A 15,218-nucleotide genomic window follows, 5' to 3' on the forward strand; every position below is an offset into this window, starting at 1 on the left:
TGCTGCTCTTTCAGTCCAGGACGGGGAAGTTGGCGCGGAACGTGCCATAGGGGTCGTGGCGGCGCTTGATCTCGCGCAGCCGGGCCAGGGTGTCTGCGGGGAAGGCCTGGGCGGCGTTCTCCCCCGGCGCGAGGAAGGTGTACGGCTTGCGCCCGCTGACCGCCTGGCCCAGCGCCGCGATCAGGGCGGCCTGCTTGCCCTGCACCGCGTCGACCAGGTGGGGCAGCCGCAGGCCGAGCAGATAGAGCAGGTACGGCTCGGCCAGCGCGCCGCCCGCGCCGCTGGCGGGATCGGCCTCGGCCAGCGCCCCGCCCAGATGCCGGACCTGGAGGTTCAGCAGGGGCGCGAGGTCGGCGCCGCTGAGCGTCTCCAGCGTCGCCGCGTCCAGGCCGGTCAGCAACTCGGTGCGGGCCAGCATGGGGCTGGGCTCGACCGGCTCGGCCGCGATCGTGCCCAGGTCGGCGATGTCCATCACGCCGCGGCTGTCGGAGAGGCTGCCGCCGATCTCGTCGAAGGCGGCCAGGAGCGCCTTGGCCTCGGCATCCTCGCCGAGGTAGGTCACGTCCACGGAGACCATCGGCGGGGCGGGCGGCGGCGGGGCCATCCGGTTGATCCACACCGACAGCTCGCGCGGCGCGTCCGCGGTGATCTGCCGGAAGGCGTCGAACACCGCGCCCGCGCGGGCCGCCGGCCAGACGATCCGCCCGCCGTACACGCTGGGCGCCGGGTACAGCGCCAGCTCGATCGAGGTGATCAGCGCATAGTCGCCGCCGCCGCCGCGCAGCGCCCAGAACAGCTCGCCGTCGGATTCGCCGGTGACCCGCACCTGCCTGCCGTCGGCGTCGACGATCTCGAAGGCACGTACCGAGTCGGCGGCCCAGCCATGGCTGCGGCCGAACCACGAGACCCCGCCACCGGCGACGAACCCCGTCACAGTCACCGCCGGACTGCTGCCGGCCGGTCCGGTGAGTCCGTATGTGCCGGTCTCGGCCAGCAGCCGGCCCCACCGCACCCCGGCGCCGACCCGGGCGATGCGCGCTTCCGCGTCGACCTCCACCCGGTCCAGGCGGCCGGTGCGCAGCAGGATCACACCTTGCACATCGCCCGAGGCGCCGTGGCCCGACGGCTGAGCGGTGACCGTCAGCCCGGCTTCGCGGGCGTACCGCACCAGCGCCGCCACGTCGGCGGCGTCCTCGGCCTCCACCACGGCGGCCACCGGCTGGGGGACGCCCACCGCCCACGGGCCGGCCGCCGCGTCGAATCCGTCCTCACCGGGGAGCAGCACGCGCCCCCGGACGGCATTACGCAGATCCATGATTCTTGTCTCCTTCGGGGATCACCAGGGAAGAGGGCCTTCGTGCTGGACGAACGTGGCAGTGGGGCCGTCGGCGTCCAGCAGGGCCATGGCCACGATCGGCGCGGCGCCCTCTTCGGGGGTCTTGATGCCTTCGTTGTGGTTGATGTCGGTCTTGACCCAGCCCGGGTCGACCGTGTTGACCTTGATCGGGGTGTCCCACAGCTCCTTGGCGTAGGACACGGTGATCATGTTCAGGGCGGCCTTGGAGGAGCAGTAGGCCAGGTTGAGCATCGGCCACAGCGGATGGTCCTGGTCCAGGGAGCCCCCGATCGAGCCGCGCTCGCTGGAGACGTTCACGATGCGTCCCGCCGGCGAGCGGCGCAGCAGCGGCAGCATCGCGTTGGTGACCTCGATGACGCCGAACACGTTCGTCTCGTAGACCCGGCGCGCCTCGGCGGTCGTGCTCTGGCTCGGCGGCCCGTCCGGGATCATGATCCCGGCATTGTTGATCAGGATGTCGAGCTTGCCGTACTCCTGCTCGATCCACTTCGCCGCGGCGCCGATGCTCTCCGCGTCGGTGACATCGAGCCGCACGTACGGCACGCCGAGCCGCTCGGCCGCGGCCCGTCCCCGCTCCTCGTCACGGGCCCCGATGATCGCGGTGATGCCCTGTTCGGCGAGCTGGCGGGCGATCTCGAAACCGATGCCCTTGTTCGCGCCCGTGACGAGCGCGACCGCTACCATGCCGCACCCGCGATCTGCCGGGTGCTGGCGTTGAGGCGATTCCACAGGTTGACGGTGGAGATCGTCATGATCAGCGCGGCGAGCTCGGCCTCGGAGTAGTGGTCGGCGACCTCGTCCCACAGTTCGTCGCTGACCTGGCCTCCGTCGGCGAGCCGGGTGACCTCCTCGGCCAGCGCCAGCGCGGCGCGCTCGGCCTCGGTGAAGTACGGCGCCTCGCGCCACGCCGCCACGGCGAACAGCCGTTCGTCACTCTCGCCCGCCTTGCGCAGGTCCTTGGCGTGCATGTCGACGCAGACGCTGCAGCCGTTGATCTGGCTGGCCCGCAGCAGCACGAGATCCGTCGTGATCTTGGGCAGTCCGGCCTGATCGGTGGCCTTGGTGAGGTCCATGAGCGCCTTCATGGCGCCGGGCAGGACGAGGGCAGGGTTCTTCATGCGTGCCTGCATGGGGGTTCTCTCCTCATGAGCGGTGATCGCTTGATGTGACCAGCATGGGGAGGGCCGTTAATACGTTGGCGATGCGCTTTCGATGCATGGCCGATGGGCCTGCTGTGGCGTCTGGTGCCATTGAGGCAAATGTAGGATTCGTGGGTGGATGTGCGGTTTGCGATCCTGGGTCCGGTCGAGGTGTCCGCCGGCGGCCGATCGCTTCCTGTTCTGGCGCCGCGTCACCGCGCGTTCCTGGCCTACTTCCTGTTGAACGCCGGTGTCGTGCTGAGCGTCGAGCGGCTGACCGACGCGATGTGGGGGCCGACACCGCCGGACACCGCCCGTGCGCAGGTGCACGCCGCGTTGACGGCGATGCGCCGCCTGCTGCGCGCGGCGGACGCGGCCCACCTGGTCCAGACCCGGCCGGCCGGATACGTGATCACTCCGGCGGCTGGGCAGCTCGACCTAGAGGAGTTCGCGATGCTCGTGGCCGCGGCGGAGTCCGAGCCGACCACGGCCGTACGGATGCTGCGCCAAGCGCTCGCCCTGTGGCGCGGACCGGCCTTCGCCGGCGTCCAGGCCCATTTCGTCGAGAGCGCCAGGGCCCGGCTGGAGGATCGGCGGCTGGGCGCGGTCGAACGACTGGCGGAGCTCGAACTCGCCACCGGAAGGCACGCCGAGCTCCTTGACCAGTTGGCCGCCGAGCTGACCGCCCATCCCTTGCGGGAAAAGCTGGCCGGGCAGCTGATGCTGGCCCTGCATCGCGCCGGGCGCCAGGCGGACGCGCTGGCCGTCGGCCGTGACTACCGCCGCAGACTCGCCGACGAGCAGGGACTGGACCCCGGCCACGGCTTCCTGGCCGTGGAGGAGACCGTCCTGCGCGGCGAGCCGCCCGCGGCCGCCCGGATCCGGCCCGTGGGGGCCGAGCCGCCCGCGGCTGCCCGGATCCGGCCCGCGGAGGCCGAGCCGCCCGCCGCCACCGCGGCCAGGCCGGTGGCGGCTTTCCTGCCCTACGACGTCGCCGACTTCGCCGGCCGCGCCGTCCAGGTGGAGGAGTTGTGCGAGCCCTCCTCCCAGGCGGTGACGATCTCCGTGATCGACGGCATGGCGGGCATCGGCAAAACGGCCCTGGCCGTCCATGCCGCGCACCGCCTCGCCGAACGCTATCCCGATGGTCAGCTCTTCATCGACCTGCACGCCCACACAGCGGGCCAGCGCTCGCTCGAGGCCGCGGAAGCACTGGAGGTGCTGCTGCGGCAGCTCGGCGTGCCGACCGAGCGCATCCCCGCGTCCATGACCGAAAGGGCCGCTCTGTGGCGAGCCGAGCTGGCCGGCCGCCGGGTGCTGCTGGTGCTGGACAACGCCGCCGACGCCGCCCAGATCCGGCCCCTGCTGCCGGGCGTCTCGAACAGCCTGGTGCTCATCACCAGCCGCCAGCGGCTCACCGACCTGGACGGCGCGCGGTCCGTGTCCATGGACGTGCTGCCGTTACCCGACGCCGTCGCGCTTTTCACCGGCATCGTGGGCGAGCGCGCGCCGGCCGAGCCCGAGGCGGTCGCCGAGGTCCTGCTGCTGTGCGGGTTCCTGCCGCTGGCCGTACGCATCGCCGCCACCCGCCTGCGGCACCGCCCGCGCTGGAGCGTGGCCCACCTGGCCGAACGCCTGCGTGACGAGCGCCGCAGGCTCACCGAGCTGGCCACCTCGGAACGCGGCGTGGCGGCGGCGTTCACCCTGTCGTATCGTCAGCTCACCGTCGACCAGCAGCGGCTGTTCCGCCTGCTCGGGCTGCACCCCGGCCGCGACATCGAACCCCACGCGGCCGCCGCGCTCGGCGATCTCCCGGTGGAACGCGCCGAGGATCTGCTGGAGGACCTGCTGGACGCGCACATGCTCCAGCAGCGCGCCTTCGGCCGTTACGTCTTCCACGACCTGCTCCGCCGCTACGCCGCGCAACTTGCGGCCGAACAGGAGCCGCCGGACCTCACGCACGCGGCGATGACCCGGCTGCTCGGCCATCAGCTGACCACGGCGTCGGACGCCATGGACCTGCTCTACCCCGACAGCGCCCACCGGCGGCCGCGCATCGAGCGGTCGGTGTGCCCGCCGGTGCCTCTCCATGACGCGCCGCAGGCGCTGGCCTGGCTGGACGCCGAACGAGCCAACCTCGTCCTGGCCGCCGATCGCGACTCGGCGCACACCGGCCTGCTGGCCACCACGCTGTACCGCTATCTCTACGACCACGCCCACCACGACGATGCTCTCACTCTGTACGGCAAGGCCCTGCACGCCGCCCGATGCCGCGAGGATCCGGCCGGCGAAGGGCGGGCGCTGACCGATCTCGGCTGGGTACACCAGGTGCAGGGCAGCCATGACGTCGCCCGCGAGTACTTCGAGCGGGCCCTGGCCGCCTGCCGTACGGCTGAAGACCTCCGAGGCCAGGCTCGGGCGCTGGTCGGCTTGGGGCGGGTGGGCACGGACGAAGGCGACCACGAGCGGGCCAAGGAGGCGGACCTACGCGCCCTGGAGCTGTTCCGCGACATCGGCGACCGGTTCGGCGAGGCCGTGACGCTGGACTACCTCGGCATCGTCCACGAGCGGCTCGGCCAGCACGCGCAGGCGGCCGACCTGCACCGCCAGGCGCTGGAGCTGTCGCGGGACATCGGCAGCCGAGGCGGCGAGGCCGACGCCCTGGACAACCTCGGGGTGGCCTGCACGCGGCTGGGCCGGCACGCCGAGGCCCGCGACCACCACGAGCAGGCGCTGGAGCTGTATCGGCGCTTCGGCTACCGGCGAGGCGAGGCCAAGGCGCTCAACAGCCTGGCCGAGATCGCGGCGACCATGGGCGACCCCGGCCAGGCCGTACGCCTGCACACCGCCGCCCTCGACCTGGCCGTGGAGCTGAGCAACCGGAGCGAGGAGAGGCGCGCCCGCGAAGCCATCGCCCGGCTCCCCTCCATGTCGGAGACTCCCGCGCGGGCGTCCTACTCGGGGGCGTAGAACGCGGTGGTGGCGGCGACGGCGGCGGCCACCTGGTCGGGCGCCCCGCCCGCGGCCTGGTGGGCCTCGCCCCAGGCCCGGCTGCTCTCGGTGATGTAGCGCCGCCCCTCGGTGGTCTCGTGGAAGGTGTTCGCGTCGATCTCGCCCCGGCCGCCGATGGTCAGGTAAAGGCCGAGCCCCAGCAGCGCCAGGTCCCAGCCCACTCCGGTCGCGCCGGGCCCGAACTGGTCCCACATCTCCGGCGGCATCTCGGCGCTGTGGCGCAGCTCGAACAGCGTGCCCCCGTCCTGGGCGGACAGGTGCACCTCCACCTCGGAGAAGCCGGGGTTCTCGCCGAACAGCCAGCTGACCTTGAGCAGGCTCGGCGGCTCACAGCGCAGGATCTCGCCGCCCGCGTTGCCCTGGAGCTGGTACGTGCCCCCGAGCCGCAGGTCGCCGGTCACGGGCAGGAACCAGCGGTTCAGCCGGTCGGCCTCGGTGCAGGCGTCCCACACGTCCTCGATCTCGGCGTCGAAGTGCCGTCGCAGCACCACGGTCTTGACGTCGCCGTCCTTCAGCTCGCGCTGAGCCTTCAGCAGCTCGTCGACAATATCCATCACGTGTCCTTTTCGTTCAGGCGGCGCTCGCGCTTGCCGCGGGCCAGCTCCGTCGCCAGCGCGTCCAGCCGTTGGCTCCAGAAGCCGCGAAACCGCTCCAGCCAGAGATCGACCTCCTGCAGCGGCCCGGGCTCGACGGCATAGAGCCGCCGGGTGCCCTGGGCTCGCACGCTGGCGAAGCCGTTGTCGCGCAGCACCCGCAGGTGCTGGGAGACGGCCGGCTGGGAGATGCCGAACTCATGCTGGATGACGGCGGTGAGCTCGCCCGAGCTCTGCTCGCCGCCGGCCAGCAACTCCAGGATCCGCCGTCGTACCGGATCGCCGAGGACGTCGAATGCGTGCACCGCACGAGTATTTCAGGGCCAGCTTATATAAGTCAAACCCGGTATAGAGGTCAGTCGTCCAGGCCGCGGGCGCTGAGCGCCTCGCCGAGGGCGTCGGCGTGCCGGAGCGAGCTGACCACCAGCGGCACGGCGAAGGCACGCAGGCTGCGCTCGACGCCCCTGGCCCGCTGGGCCTCGCGGACCCGGGTGGCCAGCGCCGCCACCACCGGCACGCTCCGCACGGTCAGCGACAGCAGCAACGACACCCGGAACGGGTCCAGGCCGACGAACCTCGCCGGGGCCAGGCAGCGTTCCAGCGTGGACAGCATGGCCGACATCCGGGTGGTGAGCGTGACCAGCCCGGCCAGCGCCACGGCCAGCACCACGCGCAGCGTCGCCGACACCGCCCCCTGCAGGTCCACGAACACCCACTGCATCCCGAACAGCCCCACCGCGAACCACCGCACCGGCTTGACCTGCGCCCAGGCCGCCGCCACCCCGACCCGCGACAGCGCGTACAGGCCCGCCACGACGGCCGCCGCCCCGGCCAGTGCGAGCGGCGAGCCCAACAGCACGAGCGCCGTGCACCCCAGCGCCAGCCCGGCCAGCTTGGCCCCGGCCGGCAGCCCATGGAGCGGCGAGTCGCCGGGGACGTAGGCCCCGGTCAGGCCGTTCACGCCATGATCTTCCGGTAGTGGGCGACGGCCTCGTCCGGGGTGCCGTCGGCGACGATCCTGCCCTGGTCCAGCACCAGGACGCGGTCGAAGTCCGCCAGCAGCGGCAGGTCGTGGCTGACCACCACCACCTGCTGCGGCATCTCGCGCAGCAGCTCGGCGACCTGGCGGGAGTGGCGCAGGTCGAGCAGCGTGGTCGGCTCGTCCATGACCAGGATGTCCGGCTCCAGCACCATGACGGCGCACAGGGCGAGCAGCTGCTTCTGGCCGCCCGACAGGTGATGGGCGGGGTGGTCGGCGTGGTCGCCCAGGCCGTACCTGGCCAGGACGTCGTGCACGCGCCGCTCGACCTCCTCGCGCGCCAGGCCCTTGCGGCGCAGGGAGAAGGCCACGTCCTCGGCCACCGTCGGCATCACGATCTGCGCGTCCGGGTCGGTGAACAGGAACCCGACAGCCCTCCTGATCCTGGCGGCCTGGCGGCGGGTGTCGAGGCCGAGCACCGTGACGCTGCCCGAGGTGGGCAGGGCCAGGCCGTTGATCAGGCGGGCGAGTGTGCTCTTGCCCGAGCCGTTCGCGCCGACCACGCCGACGCGGCGCTCGGGCAGCGTGGCGGTGATGCCGCGCAGTACGTCCCGATCGTTGAGCCGTACGTGCACGTCGGCGAACTCGATCACGCCGTACCGCCTGGAACGCCGGAACCCCTGCTCATGCCGGCCCTCCGTCCCGGCCGGGACCGACCACCTCGAACAGGGCGGCCACCCCGAGCCCGCCCCCGACCGCGGCCGCGGCCAGGCCCAGCGTCCCCGGCGGGGCGCCCGCGCGGACCAGGCGGCTGAACAGCCTGGTCACCACGACCGCGCCGCTCGCGCCCCACGGATGCCCCAGGGCCAGCGCGCCTCCGTCGGCGCACACCCGTTCGTCGCCCATGGGATCGAGCCCGAGCGCGTCGGTGACCGCCAGCACCTGTGCCGCGAACGCCTCCACGATCTCCACTGCCGCGACCCGTTCCAATTCCACCCCCGCACGCGCCAGCACCCGCCGCACCGCGGGCACCGGGCCCCAGCCGGGCAGCTCGGGATCGCACCCGACGACGGCCCCGGCCACCAGCCGCATCCCCGGCAGGCCAGCGCGCAGCCGCTCGGGCACGATGGCCACGGCCGCGGCGCCGTCACTGACCGGGGAGGAATTACCGGCCGTAACTGTACCTTCCGCCACGAACGCCGCGGGCAGGCGGGCCAGCGACGCCGCCCGCAGCGGCCTGGGCCGCTGGTCGTCGCGGCGCCCGCCGATCGGGACGATCTCCTCCGCGAACCGGCCCGCCTCCCGGGCGGCCAGCGCCCTGGCGTGACTGCGGCAGGCGTAGGCGTCCTGGCGCTCCCGGCCGATGCCGCGTGCCGCCGCCAGCGCCTCCGCGGCCGGACCCATGTCGGGATCGGGCCGTCCGTCCGGGGTGAAGGGCGCCCTGGGGTACGGCCCGGCGGAGCCTCGATGCGTACGCAGGGGCGCGGTCGAGGCGCTCTCCGCCCCTCCGGCGATCACCAGGTCCATCTCCCCCGCGCGTACCGCCTGGGCGGCGACCAGGATCGCGGCCAGGCCGCTGCCGCACTGCCGGTCCACCGTGAGACCGGGCACCTCGTCGCCCAGGCCCGCCGCCAGCGCCGACACCCTGGCCACGTTGCCGCCCGGGCCCATGCAGTTGCCGAGCACCACGTCGTCGACCCGCCGCCCGGCGAGGTCATGCGCCACGGCCGCGATCACGGGCGCGGCCAGCCGGTCGACGCTCAGCTCCTTGAACGCGTGCCCAGCCGTGCCGATGGCAGTGCGCCGCGCCGCCACGATGACGGGTTCGTCACGTCGGGTCAGCGCGGTCATGGGTTCGTCGCGCATGTCAGGCCAGCCGCCGGATGTCCGGGTCGCCGTCCGCCAGGCGGGCCGCGACCAGGGCGCGCGCGGGCTTGCCGGTCTGCGTGCGCGGCAGGCTCGGCACCGCGTACCAGCGGCGCGGGCGCTGCGCCGCGTCCAGGCCGCCCCTGGCCATCGCCTCCAGCAGCGCGCGCGGCGGCGGCGAGGCGCGCTCGGCCTCGATGACCGCGGTGACCACGGAGCCCAGCGACGGGTGGGGAGAGCCGATCACGACGATGTCGCCCACGCCGGGCACTTTCCTCAGCACCTCTTCCACGTCCTCGGGCACGACGGTGGCGCCGCCGGTCTGGATCGCTCCGTCACCGCGGCCCCGCACGCGCAGCACCTCCCCTGCCCGGTACGGCTCCGCCACGTCGCCCACGGTCATCCAGCCGTCGCCGTCACGCCGCAACGGCCCGGCCGCGTCACCCAGGTAGCCGTCGGCCAGCCACGGCGAACGCGCCCACACCTCCCCGAACGACCTGTCGGGCGCGGGCCGGACCTCGATCTCGACGCCCGGAAAAGGGCGCAATCCACCCCCGTCGGCGTCCACCGCCACGAACGACAGCTCGCTCGCCCCGTAGTAGGACACGACACGGATCCCCGCCTGCCCGGCCGCGGCCCGCGCGTCAGGGTCGAGGGCCGCCCCGCCGACCACGGCCGTGCGCAGCCTGCCCGGACGTGCCAGCACGTCGGGCAGCCGGTGCGGCACCAGGTGCACGACGGTGGCCCTGCCCAGCAGGTCGCCTAGGGGCCTGGAGGGCCGGCGGCCGGGCAGGAGGGCCGTCGCGCCGGTGGCCAGGGTGTGCACGGCGGCGAAGGCGTACAGGCTCGACACCAGTGGGCCGGGGACCAGGACGACGTCGTCGGGGCCGATCCCGGCGAGGTCGCTGAGGTGCGGGAACGACGCCGTCCAGGAAGCGCGGGAGCGCACGACGGCGCGCGGCCTGCCGGTGCTGCCCGAGGTGAAGCAGGCCCACGCCCGATCGCCGGGCCGCGGCTCATGCCGCACGTCGGGACCCGGCACGTACGGCAGCGGCGCGTCCACATGAGCCGCGTACGGTGATGCCGGGGCGACGCGCGACCACCGCTCCCGGTCCCACGTGGGATCGCCCACCAGTGGCGTCGCGCCCGCCAGGTCCGCCGCGAGCACGGCGACCAGCGCCTCGACCGGCTCCGCGAGGCCGATCGCGACCAGCGTGCCCGGCCCCGTTCCGAGGCCGATCAGGTGGCGGGCGGCGCCCTGGACGCGCTCGGCGAGGCGAGCGTAGGTGAGCTCTGCCTCGGGGCCGCACACCGCCAGGCGCGAGGGACGCTCGGCGGCGTGCCGCATCACATGTTCTGCTACGGGCATCGGGAGGTCAGCGCCCCCCGCCGGTACGCAACCGCTCCTGATGCACGGCGGGCACCGCGTCCGGGTACGCCCGCTGCGTGCCCCGGGCCACGACGGACGCGAACACCGCCTTGAGCAGGTCACCGGGCAGGAACTGGACGCTGAGCAGCGCCGCCTTGCCCAGGGAGATGCCGGTGAGCGCGGCCTGAACGGGAACGCCGAACAGGTAGACCACGCCGACACCGCCCACCAGGCACGCCACCACCAAGGGAACGATGCCCGGGTTGCGGCCCGCGCGCTCGACGAGCCAGCCGGTCACCGCCGCGCCGGGGAGCCAGCCGATCAGGAACCCGGCCGACGGCCCGGCGAACACGCCCAGCCCGCCACGCCCGCCGGCCAGCAGCGGCAGGCCCGCGGCGACCAAAACGAGCAGCACCGCGACCGCCAGCGCGGCCCGCCACGTGCCGAGGATCGCGCCCGCCAGCATCACACCGAACGTCTGGAGCGTGATCGGGACCGCGTCGCCGAACAGGTTCAGCGAGCCCGGCAGGCCGAGCACCGCGATCAGCGCCGCGAACACGGCCACCCGCGCCAGGTCGCCCGTGGGGAACCCGCGCTGCTTCCCTTCATCCTTCATGACGTCGATCCCACACCAGAACACCCTGCTTCAGGCATGGAGGTATCCCACAACTTTCCGGCCGCTCATCTGCGAACGACCGATACCGATCCCACAACCGACCCTCCCCGGCGGGCGCGGGTCAGGCGGCCAGACGGAGGGCCCGGGCCACGTCGGAGGTGGACGAGGACGTCTCCATCGAGGTGTAGCCGTCGCGCAGCGAGGCGTCCAGGTCCTTCAGCCCGTTGCCGCTCAGCGTGATCACGATCCGCAGCCCCGGCTCCAGCGCGCCTCGCGCATGCCGGTCGAGCAGGCCCGCGACCCCCGCCGCCGAGGCGGGCTCGGCGAAGACGCCGTCACGGCGGGCCAGCAGCCGGTAGGCCGCGAAGATCTGCTCGTCGGTCACCGCCGCGATCAGCCCGCCGGACTCGTCGCGGGCGGCGAGGGCGCCGTCCCAGGTGGCCGGGTTGCCGACGCGGATCGCGGTGGCGTCCGTACGCGGGTCGGCCACAGGCGTGCCGTGGACGAGCGGGGCCGCCCCGGCAGCCTGGAAGCCCCACATGCGCGGCAGCCGCCCGGCCAGACCCGCGCCGTGGTAGGTGCGGTAGCCGCCCCAGGTGGCGGTGATGTTGCCGCCGTTGCCCACCGGCAGGCAGTGGACGTCGGGCGCGTCGCCGAGGGCGTCCACGATCTCGTAGGCGACCGTGCGCTGCCCGGCCAGGCGCAGCTCGTTGCCGACGGAGTTGACCAGCGCGATCGGGTGGTGCGCGGCCAGTTCGCGGGCCACGCGCATGCAGTCGTCGAAGTTGCCGTCGATCTCGACGATCTCGGCGCCGTACCGTACGGCCTGGCCCAGCTTGCCGAGCGCGATCCGCCCCTTGGGGACCAGGACGGCGGCCGTCACCCCGGCGCGGGCGGCGTAGGCGGCGGCCGAGGCGCTGGTGTTGCCCGTGGAGGCGCAGATGACGGCCTGCGCGCCCGCTTCGGCCGCCCGGCTGATCGCCACCGTCATGCCACGGTCCTTGAACGAGCCCGTCGGGTTGGCGCCCTCGACCTTCAGCCAGACCTCGCAGCCGGTGAGCTCCGACAGGTGCGCCGAACGCAGGAGCGGGGTGTTGCCCTCGTTGAGCGAGACGGACGGGGTGTCGGCGGTGACCGGCAGCCAGCGCCGGTAGTCGCTGTCGATCAGGCCATGCCAGGTTCTCATGCCCCGAACCGTAACACTCGTTTCATGTCTCTTGGCAACAGGGCGATGATGTAACATTTGTCATTGTGGGGAACGATCCGGTGGTCGACCGTCTCAGCGCCGTCTATCCAGAGCTCCCGCCCGGAGAGCGGGCGATCGTGCGGGTGCTGCTCGACGACTATCCGTTCGCGGCGCTGGGCTCGCTGCGGGCGCTGGCCGAGCGCGCCGGGGTCAGCCCGCCCACGGCGTCGCGGCTGTTCGACCGCCTGGGGTACGCCGGATTCGCCGACTTCCAGGCCGCCGTGCGTGACGGGGCGCGGGACCGGTCGCGGCTGCTGGAGTTCGTCACGGGATCGCCCGGCGCGGCACAGCACTCGGCCTCGCCCGAACTTCGGCGCGCCGCCGACGACCTGCGTACGGGCCTGGACGGCACGCTCGCCGCCGCCACCGACCCGCTTCTCGAAGCGGCTGCGGCCCTGCTCGCCGAGGCCGGGACCGTGTGGGCGCTGGGCGGGCCGCTGAGCGAGCTGGCCGCCGAATACCTGATCCGCCAGCTCGCCAGCCTGCGCCCCGGCGCGCATCGGGTGCCCGGCTCCGCGCAGGCCAGGGCCCGCACGGTGCTGGACCTGAACGGCTCGGACGTGGTGGTGGCCTACGACTTCCGGCGATACTCGCCGGACATCGCCCGCTTCGTGCAGGCGGCACGCGCTCGGGGAGCGCGGCTGGTGCTCGTCACCGACGCGTGGGAGTCGCCGCTGTCGGCCGAGGCGGAGGTGCTGATCAGGCTGCCGCGCGAGGCCGCCGGGCCGATCGCGCCGCTCGCGCACGAGATCGCCGTCACCGAGCTGCTGCTCGTCGCCGCGGCCGCGCGTCTGGCGCCCGCCCGGCGCCTGGCCGACCTCGAGGCGCTCAGGCAGACGCTGTGAGCCGCTTGTAGAAGAAGCTGCAGTCCTGGAGCGTCCCGTCCGGGGATCCGGCGTACTCCGGGACGATGCCGTAGCGGGTCCAGCCGCCGGTGAGGTAGACGTTCTCGGCCAAGCTGCCCGTCTCGGTGTCGAGAAGCAGCAGGTCGGCGCCGGCGTCCAGGGCGGCCCGCTCGGCCGTGGCCAGCAGGGCGCGCGACAGGCCTCGGCCGCGTGCGTCGCGGTGGACCATGAGCTTGACGATCTCGGCGCGGTGGCGGGCGTTCGGCTTGCGTGCCAGGACGAGGCTGATGGTGCCCGTCATGACGCCCTCCTCGCGGCTCGTCCAGACCAGGAGGCCGCCCTCGGCCACCGACGGCGCCTGCGCCCGCCACCAGGCGGCGGCCTCCTCATGGCCGAACGGCGCCAGGAACCCCACGGAAGCGCCGCTGTCCACGGCGTCGACCAGGAGTCCGGCCAGGTCCTTGACGGAGGCGTCGAACTCCTCGGCGGACAGGCGTTCGATGGTGTGCATGCGGTTCCTTGGCGCTAGGGGAGGACGACCAGGATGGCGTAGCGGGCCGGGGACGGGCCCGGGCAGCGGAAGCGGGAGGCGCCCCACAGTCGAAAGCGCAGGCAGTCGCCCGCCTCGACGGTGTGGGTGTGGCCGTTCGCGGTGATCTCCACCGCCCCTTCCAGCACCCAGATGTGCTGTTCAAGCCCGGGCACCGGAGGCGCGTCGTACGAGATGTCCGCCCCTGGCCGGAGCGTCGCCTCCACGACCTCGCCGCGCAGCCCGGGATGAGGCGGCGACACCGAGCGCCGGACGAACCCCGACTCCTCGTCGCTGAAGACCGCCTGCGCCCCCGCCCGTACAACCTCCGGCGGCTCGGCCTCCACCTCGGCCAGCAGCCGCGACATCGTCCGCTCATAGACACTGCACAGCTTGCCGAGCAGCGCGGCGGTGGGACTGATCTCGCCCCGCTCCAGCCGCGACAGCGTCGAGCGGCTGATGCCCGACCGGCTCGCCAGCTCCTCCAGCGACCAGCCACGCTCGAGCCGCAGCTCCGCGAGCCGCCCGGCAAGCCGGGCGGTCACTCCCTCAGCCTGTCTCATATCAGGGAAGATATCCCATATGCGGGATCAGCGCCGACGCCGCACCTTGATGTCGCGCATGTCCGTCACCGCGAGCTTCAGGATCTCGTGCGGATGGCCGTGCGCCTCCAGCGCGGCCATCGCGCCCAGCGCCGCCTCGTCCTCGCCGTCGTCCGGCTCTGCCGGCACCTGGCACCGGAACGTGAACGCCGTGACGCCCTCGTCATGGGTGAACGTCCCGGCCTCGGTGTAGGCGGCGCCGCTCGCGGCCAGCACGGCGGCCCGCCCGTCCTCGTCGAGCCCTTTGAACTTGCCCCTGATCGTCACCCTGAACACCACTTACTCCTCTCGTACGGCATAGGCCAGCACCTGCTCGCCCAGCACGCCTTCCACGACATCCAGCAACTCCAGGACCGCCGCGGCGATCGCGTCGGGCCGCTCCCCCGCCGCCGTGCGCCGGCCGATCTCGGCGTAGACCAGGGCGTGCAGGCAGCCGATGTGCCAGGCCATCACCCCGGGCAAGGGGTCGTCCCCGGCCGCGCCGGTCTCAGCGGCCAGCTCGGCTGCCAGCGCCTCGGTCATCTGGTGACCGACGTCCTGCAGCCGGGCGGCCAGCGTGGGGGCGGCCCGCATCATCTCCAGCACCGGCCCGAAGCCCGGTGTCAGGCCGACGCTGCGCTCGCGCCCGCGCACCTCCTCGCGCAGCCGGGCGAGCACCGCGGCGGCCGCCGACTGGCCTGGCGGCCGCTGCCGCACGATGCCGGCCAGCCGATCCGGTGAGGCCTCGTCCGGCGGCAGGACGAGATCCTCCTTGGCCGCGAAGTAGTTGTAGACGGTGTTCACCGACACCTCGGCGGCATCGGCCACCTCCGCGATCGTGACGTTGTCGAAGCCGCGCTCCACGAACAGCCCCAGGGCCACGTCCGAGATGCGCTGCTTGGTCTGCCGCTTCTTCCGCTCCCGCAGCCCTTCACCCATGCTTGGAGTCTACTTCAAACTTTCAGTGGACTGCAGTTTGAGGGGGCGGTGGACAGCGCCGCTCGGGGCATGATCACAATGGGCTCCCTCAGTCCCCTTGACGGTCCGGAGTGCACCCATGCTCAGGCGCAGAATCATCAGGTCCTT

General features: G+C 73.2%; 17 protein-coding genes. 2 read left to right on the forward strand and 15 right to left on the reverse strand.

What is annotated here, in order from left to right; genetic code table 11:
* Positions 1-10 precede the first annotated feature (10 nt).
* From AB0J64_RS12185 to AB0J64_RS12195, 3 genes are read right to left on the reverse strand one after another with little or no spacing between them, the layout of a single operon-like run.
* Positions 11-1,315, reverse strand: a complete 1,305-nt coding sequence (locus AB0J64_RS12185) for an FAD-binding oxidoreductase (protein WP_364024671.1) — start codon at positions 1,313-1,315, stop codon at positions 11-13.
* A 21-nt stretch (positions 1,316-1,336) separates the two neighbouring features.
* Entirely contained in the window at positions 1,337-2,041 is a 705-nt protein-coding gene (locus AB0J64_RS12190) for an SDR family oxidoreductase (RefSeq protein WP_364024674.1), read from the reverse strand.
* Positions 2,035-2,487, reverse strand: a complete 453-nt coding sequence (locus AB0J64_RS12195) for a carboxymuconolactone decarboxylase family protein (protein WP_357617121.1) — start codon at positions 2,485-2,487, stop codon at positions 2,035-2,037. The genes AB0J64_RS12190 and AB0J64_RS12195 overlap by 7 nt, the downstream gene beginning before the upstream one ends.
* Before the next feature lie 144 nt (positions 2,488-2,631).
* On the opposite strand from AB0J64_RS12195, the gene AB0J64_RS12200 reads away from it, so the two are divergent.
* On the forward strand, positions 2,632-5,466 hold the full coding sequence (locus AB0J64_RS12200; protein WP_364024677.1) for a BTAD domain-containing putative transcriptional regulator: 2,835 nt from the start codon (positions 2,632-2,634) through the stop codon (positions 5,464-5,466).
* Here the strand turns inward: AB0J64_RS12200 and AB0J64_RS12205 are convergent.
* From AB0J64_RS12205 to thrC, 8 genes are all read right to left on the reverse strand, one after another.
* Positions 5,451-6,062: an SRPBCC family protein gene (locus tag AB0J64_RS12205; RefSeq protein WP_364024680.1), complete on the reverse strand. Its 612-nt coding sequence runs from the start codon at positions 6,060-6,062 to the stop codon at positions 5,451-5,453. The two genes, AB0J64_RS12200 and AB0J64_RS12205, sit on opposite strands and share 16 nt — an antisense overlap.
* Positions 6,062-6,406: a metalloregulator ArsR/SmtB family transcription factor gene (locus AB0J64_RS12210; RefSeq protein WP_364024683.1), complete on the reverse strand. Its 345-nt coding sequence runs from the start codon at positions 6,404-6,406 to the stop codon at positions 6,062-6,064. Before AB0J64_RS12210 ends, AB0J64_RS12205 begins: the two co-directional genes overlap by 1 nt.
* A 50-nt stretch (positions 6,407-6,456) precedes the next feature.
* Complete coding sequence (locus tag AB0J64_RS12215; RefSeq protein WP_364024686.1) at positions 6,457-7,062, reverse strand: energy-coupling factor transporter transmembrane protein EcfT; 606 nt, start codon at positions 7,060-7,062, stop codon at positions 6,457-6,459.
* Positions 7,059-7,733 carry an ABC transporter ATP-binding protein gene (locus AB0J64_RS12220; RefSeq protein WP_364024689.1) on the reverse strand — a complete coding sequence of 225 codons (675 nt, stop codon included), beginning with the start codon at positions 7,731-7,733 and terminating at the stop codon, positions 7,059-7,061. Before AB0J64_RS12220 ends, AB0J64_RS12215 begins: the two co-directional genes overlap by 4 nt.
* Before the next feature lie 31 nt (positions 7,734-7,764).
* Positions 7,765-8,946 (reverse strand): thiolase family protein, encoded by a 1,182-nt coding sequence (locus AB0J64_RS12225; RefSeq protein ID WP_364024692.1) that lies wholly within the window; start codon positions 8,944-8,946, stop codon positions 7,765-7,767.
* A gap of 1 nt (position 8,947) precedes the next feature.
* Positions 8,948-10,315: an AMP-binding protein gene (locus AB0J64_RS12230; RefSeq protein ID WP_364024695.1), complete on the reverse strand. Its 1,368-nt coding sequence runs from the start codon at positions 10,313-10,315 to the stop codon at positions 8,948-8,950.
* 7 nt (positions 10,316-10,322) lie between these two features.
* On the reverse strand, positions 10,323-10,931 hold the full coding sequence (locus AB0J64_RS12235) for a biotin transporter BioY (RefSeq protein WP_364024698.1): 609 nt from the start codon (positions 10,929-10,931) through the stop codon (positions 10,323-10,325).
* A gap of 121 nt (positions 10,932-11,052) precedes the next feature.
* The gene (gene thrC, locus AB0J64_RS12240) at positions 11,053-12,117 is read right to left on the reverse strand and encodes a threonine synthase (protein ID WP_364024701.1); all 1,065 of its coding nucleotides are present in this window, start codon (positions 12,115-12,117) and stop codon (positions 11,053-11,055) included.
* Positions 12,118-12,182: 65 nt separating this feature from the next.
* Between thrC and AB0J64_RS12245 the strand changes: the two genes are divergently transcribed.
* The gene (locus tag AB0J64_RS12245) at positions 12,183-13,022 is read left to right on the forward strand and encodes a MurR/RpiR family transcriptional regulator (RefSeq protein WP_364024704.1); all 840 of its coding nucleotides are present in this window, start codon (positions 12,183-12,185) and stop codon (positions 13,020-13,022) included.
* Here the strand turns inward: AB0J64_RS12245 and AB0J64_RS12250 are convergent.
* The 4 genes from AB0J64_RS12250 to AB0J64_RS12265 are packed head-to-tail and all read right to left on the reverse strand — an operon-like array spanning position 13,006 to position 15,071.
* The gene (locus tag AB0J64_RS12250; RefSeq protein WP_364024707.1) at positions 13,006-13,533 is read right to left on the reverse strand and encodes a GNAT family N-acetyltransferase; all 528 of its coding nucleotides are present in this window, start codon (positions 13,531-13,533) and stop codon (positions 13,006-13,008) included. The two genes, AB0J64_RS12245 and AB0J64_RS12250, sit on opposite strands and share 17 nt — an antisense overlap.
* Positions 13,534-13,547: 14 nt before the next feature.
* A complete protein-coding gene (locus AB0J64_RS12255; protein ID WP_364024710.1) occupies positions 13,548-14,114 on the reverse strand; it encodes an XRE family transcriptional regulator in 567 nt (188 codons plus the stop codon).
* A gap of 27 nt (positions 14,115-14,141) precedes the next feature.
* Positions 14,142-14,429: a DUF6204 family protein gene (locus AB0J64_RS12260; RefSeq protein ID WP_364024713.1), complete on the reverse strand. Its 288-nt coding sequence runs from the start codon at positions 14,427-14,429 to the stop codon at positions 14,142-14,144.
* Positions 14,430-14,432: 3 nt separating this feature from the next.
* Positions 14,433-15,071, reverse strand: a complete 639-nt coding sequence (locus tag AB0J64_RS12265; RefSeq protein WP_364024716.1) for a helix-turn-helix domain-containing protein — start codon at positions 15,069-15,071, stop codon at positions 14,433-14,435.
* Positions 15,072-15,218 lie beyond the last annotated feature (147 nt).

This window comes from Nonomuraea sp. NPDC049695 (assembly GCF_040674955.1).
GTDB lineage: Bacteria > Actinomycetota > Actinomycetes > Streptosporangiales > Streptosporangiaceae > Nonomuraea > Nonomuraea helvata.

Excerpts from the sequence above, each read along its gene's own strand:
- AB0J64_RS12185 (WP_364024671.1), bottom strand. The coding sequence starts at position 1,315 with ATGGATCTGCGTAATGCCGTCCGGGGGCGCGTGCTGCTCCCCGGTGAG.
- AB0J64_RS12190 (WP_364024674.1), bottom strand. The coding sequence starts at position 2,041 with ATGGTAGCGGTCGCGCTCGTCACGGGCGCGAACAAGGGCATCGGTTTC.
- AB0J64_RS12195 (WP_357617121.1), bottom strand. The coding sequence starts at position 2,487 with ATGCAGGCACGCATGAAGAACCCTGCCCTCGTCCTGCCCGGCGCCATG.
- AB0J64_RS12205 (WP_364024680.1), bottom strand. The coding sequence starts at position 6,062 with ATGGATATTGTCGACGAGCTGCTGAAGGCTCAGCGCGAGCTGAAGGAC.
- AB0J64_RS12225 (WP_364024692.1), bottom strand. The coding sequence starts at position 8,946 with ATGCGCGACGAACCCATGACCGCGCTGACCCGACGTGACGAACCCGTC.
- AB0J64_RS12230 (WP_364024695.1), bottom strand. The coding sequence starts at position 10,315 with ATGCCCGTAGCAGAACATGTGATGCGGCACGCCGCCGAGCGTCCCTCG.
- AB0J64_RS12235 (WP_364024698.1), bottom strand. The coding sequence starts at position 10,931 with ATGAAGGATGAAGGGAAGCAGCGCGGGTTCCCCACGGGCGACCTGGCG.
- thrC (WP_364024701.1), bottom strand. The coding sequence starts at position 12,117 with ATGAGAACCTGGCATGGCCTGATCGACAGCGACTACCGGCGCTGGCTG.
- AB0J64_RS12250 (WP_364024707.1), bottom strand. The coding sequence starts at position 13,533 with ATGCACACCATCGAACGCCTGTCCGCCGAGGAGTTCGACGCCTCCGTC.
- AB0J64_RS12255 (WP_364024710.1), bottom strand. The coding sequence starts at position 14,114 with ATGAGACAGGCTGAGGGAGTGACCGCCCGGCTTGCCGGGCGGCTCGCG.
- AB0J64_RS12265 (WP_364024716.1), bottom strand. The coding sequence starts at position 15,071 with ATGGGTGAAGGGCTGCGGGAGCGGAAGAAGCGGCAGACCAAGCAGCGC.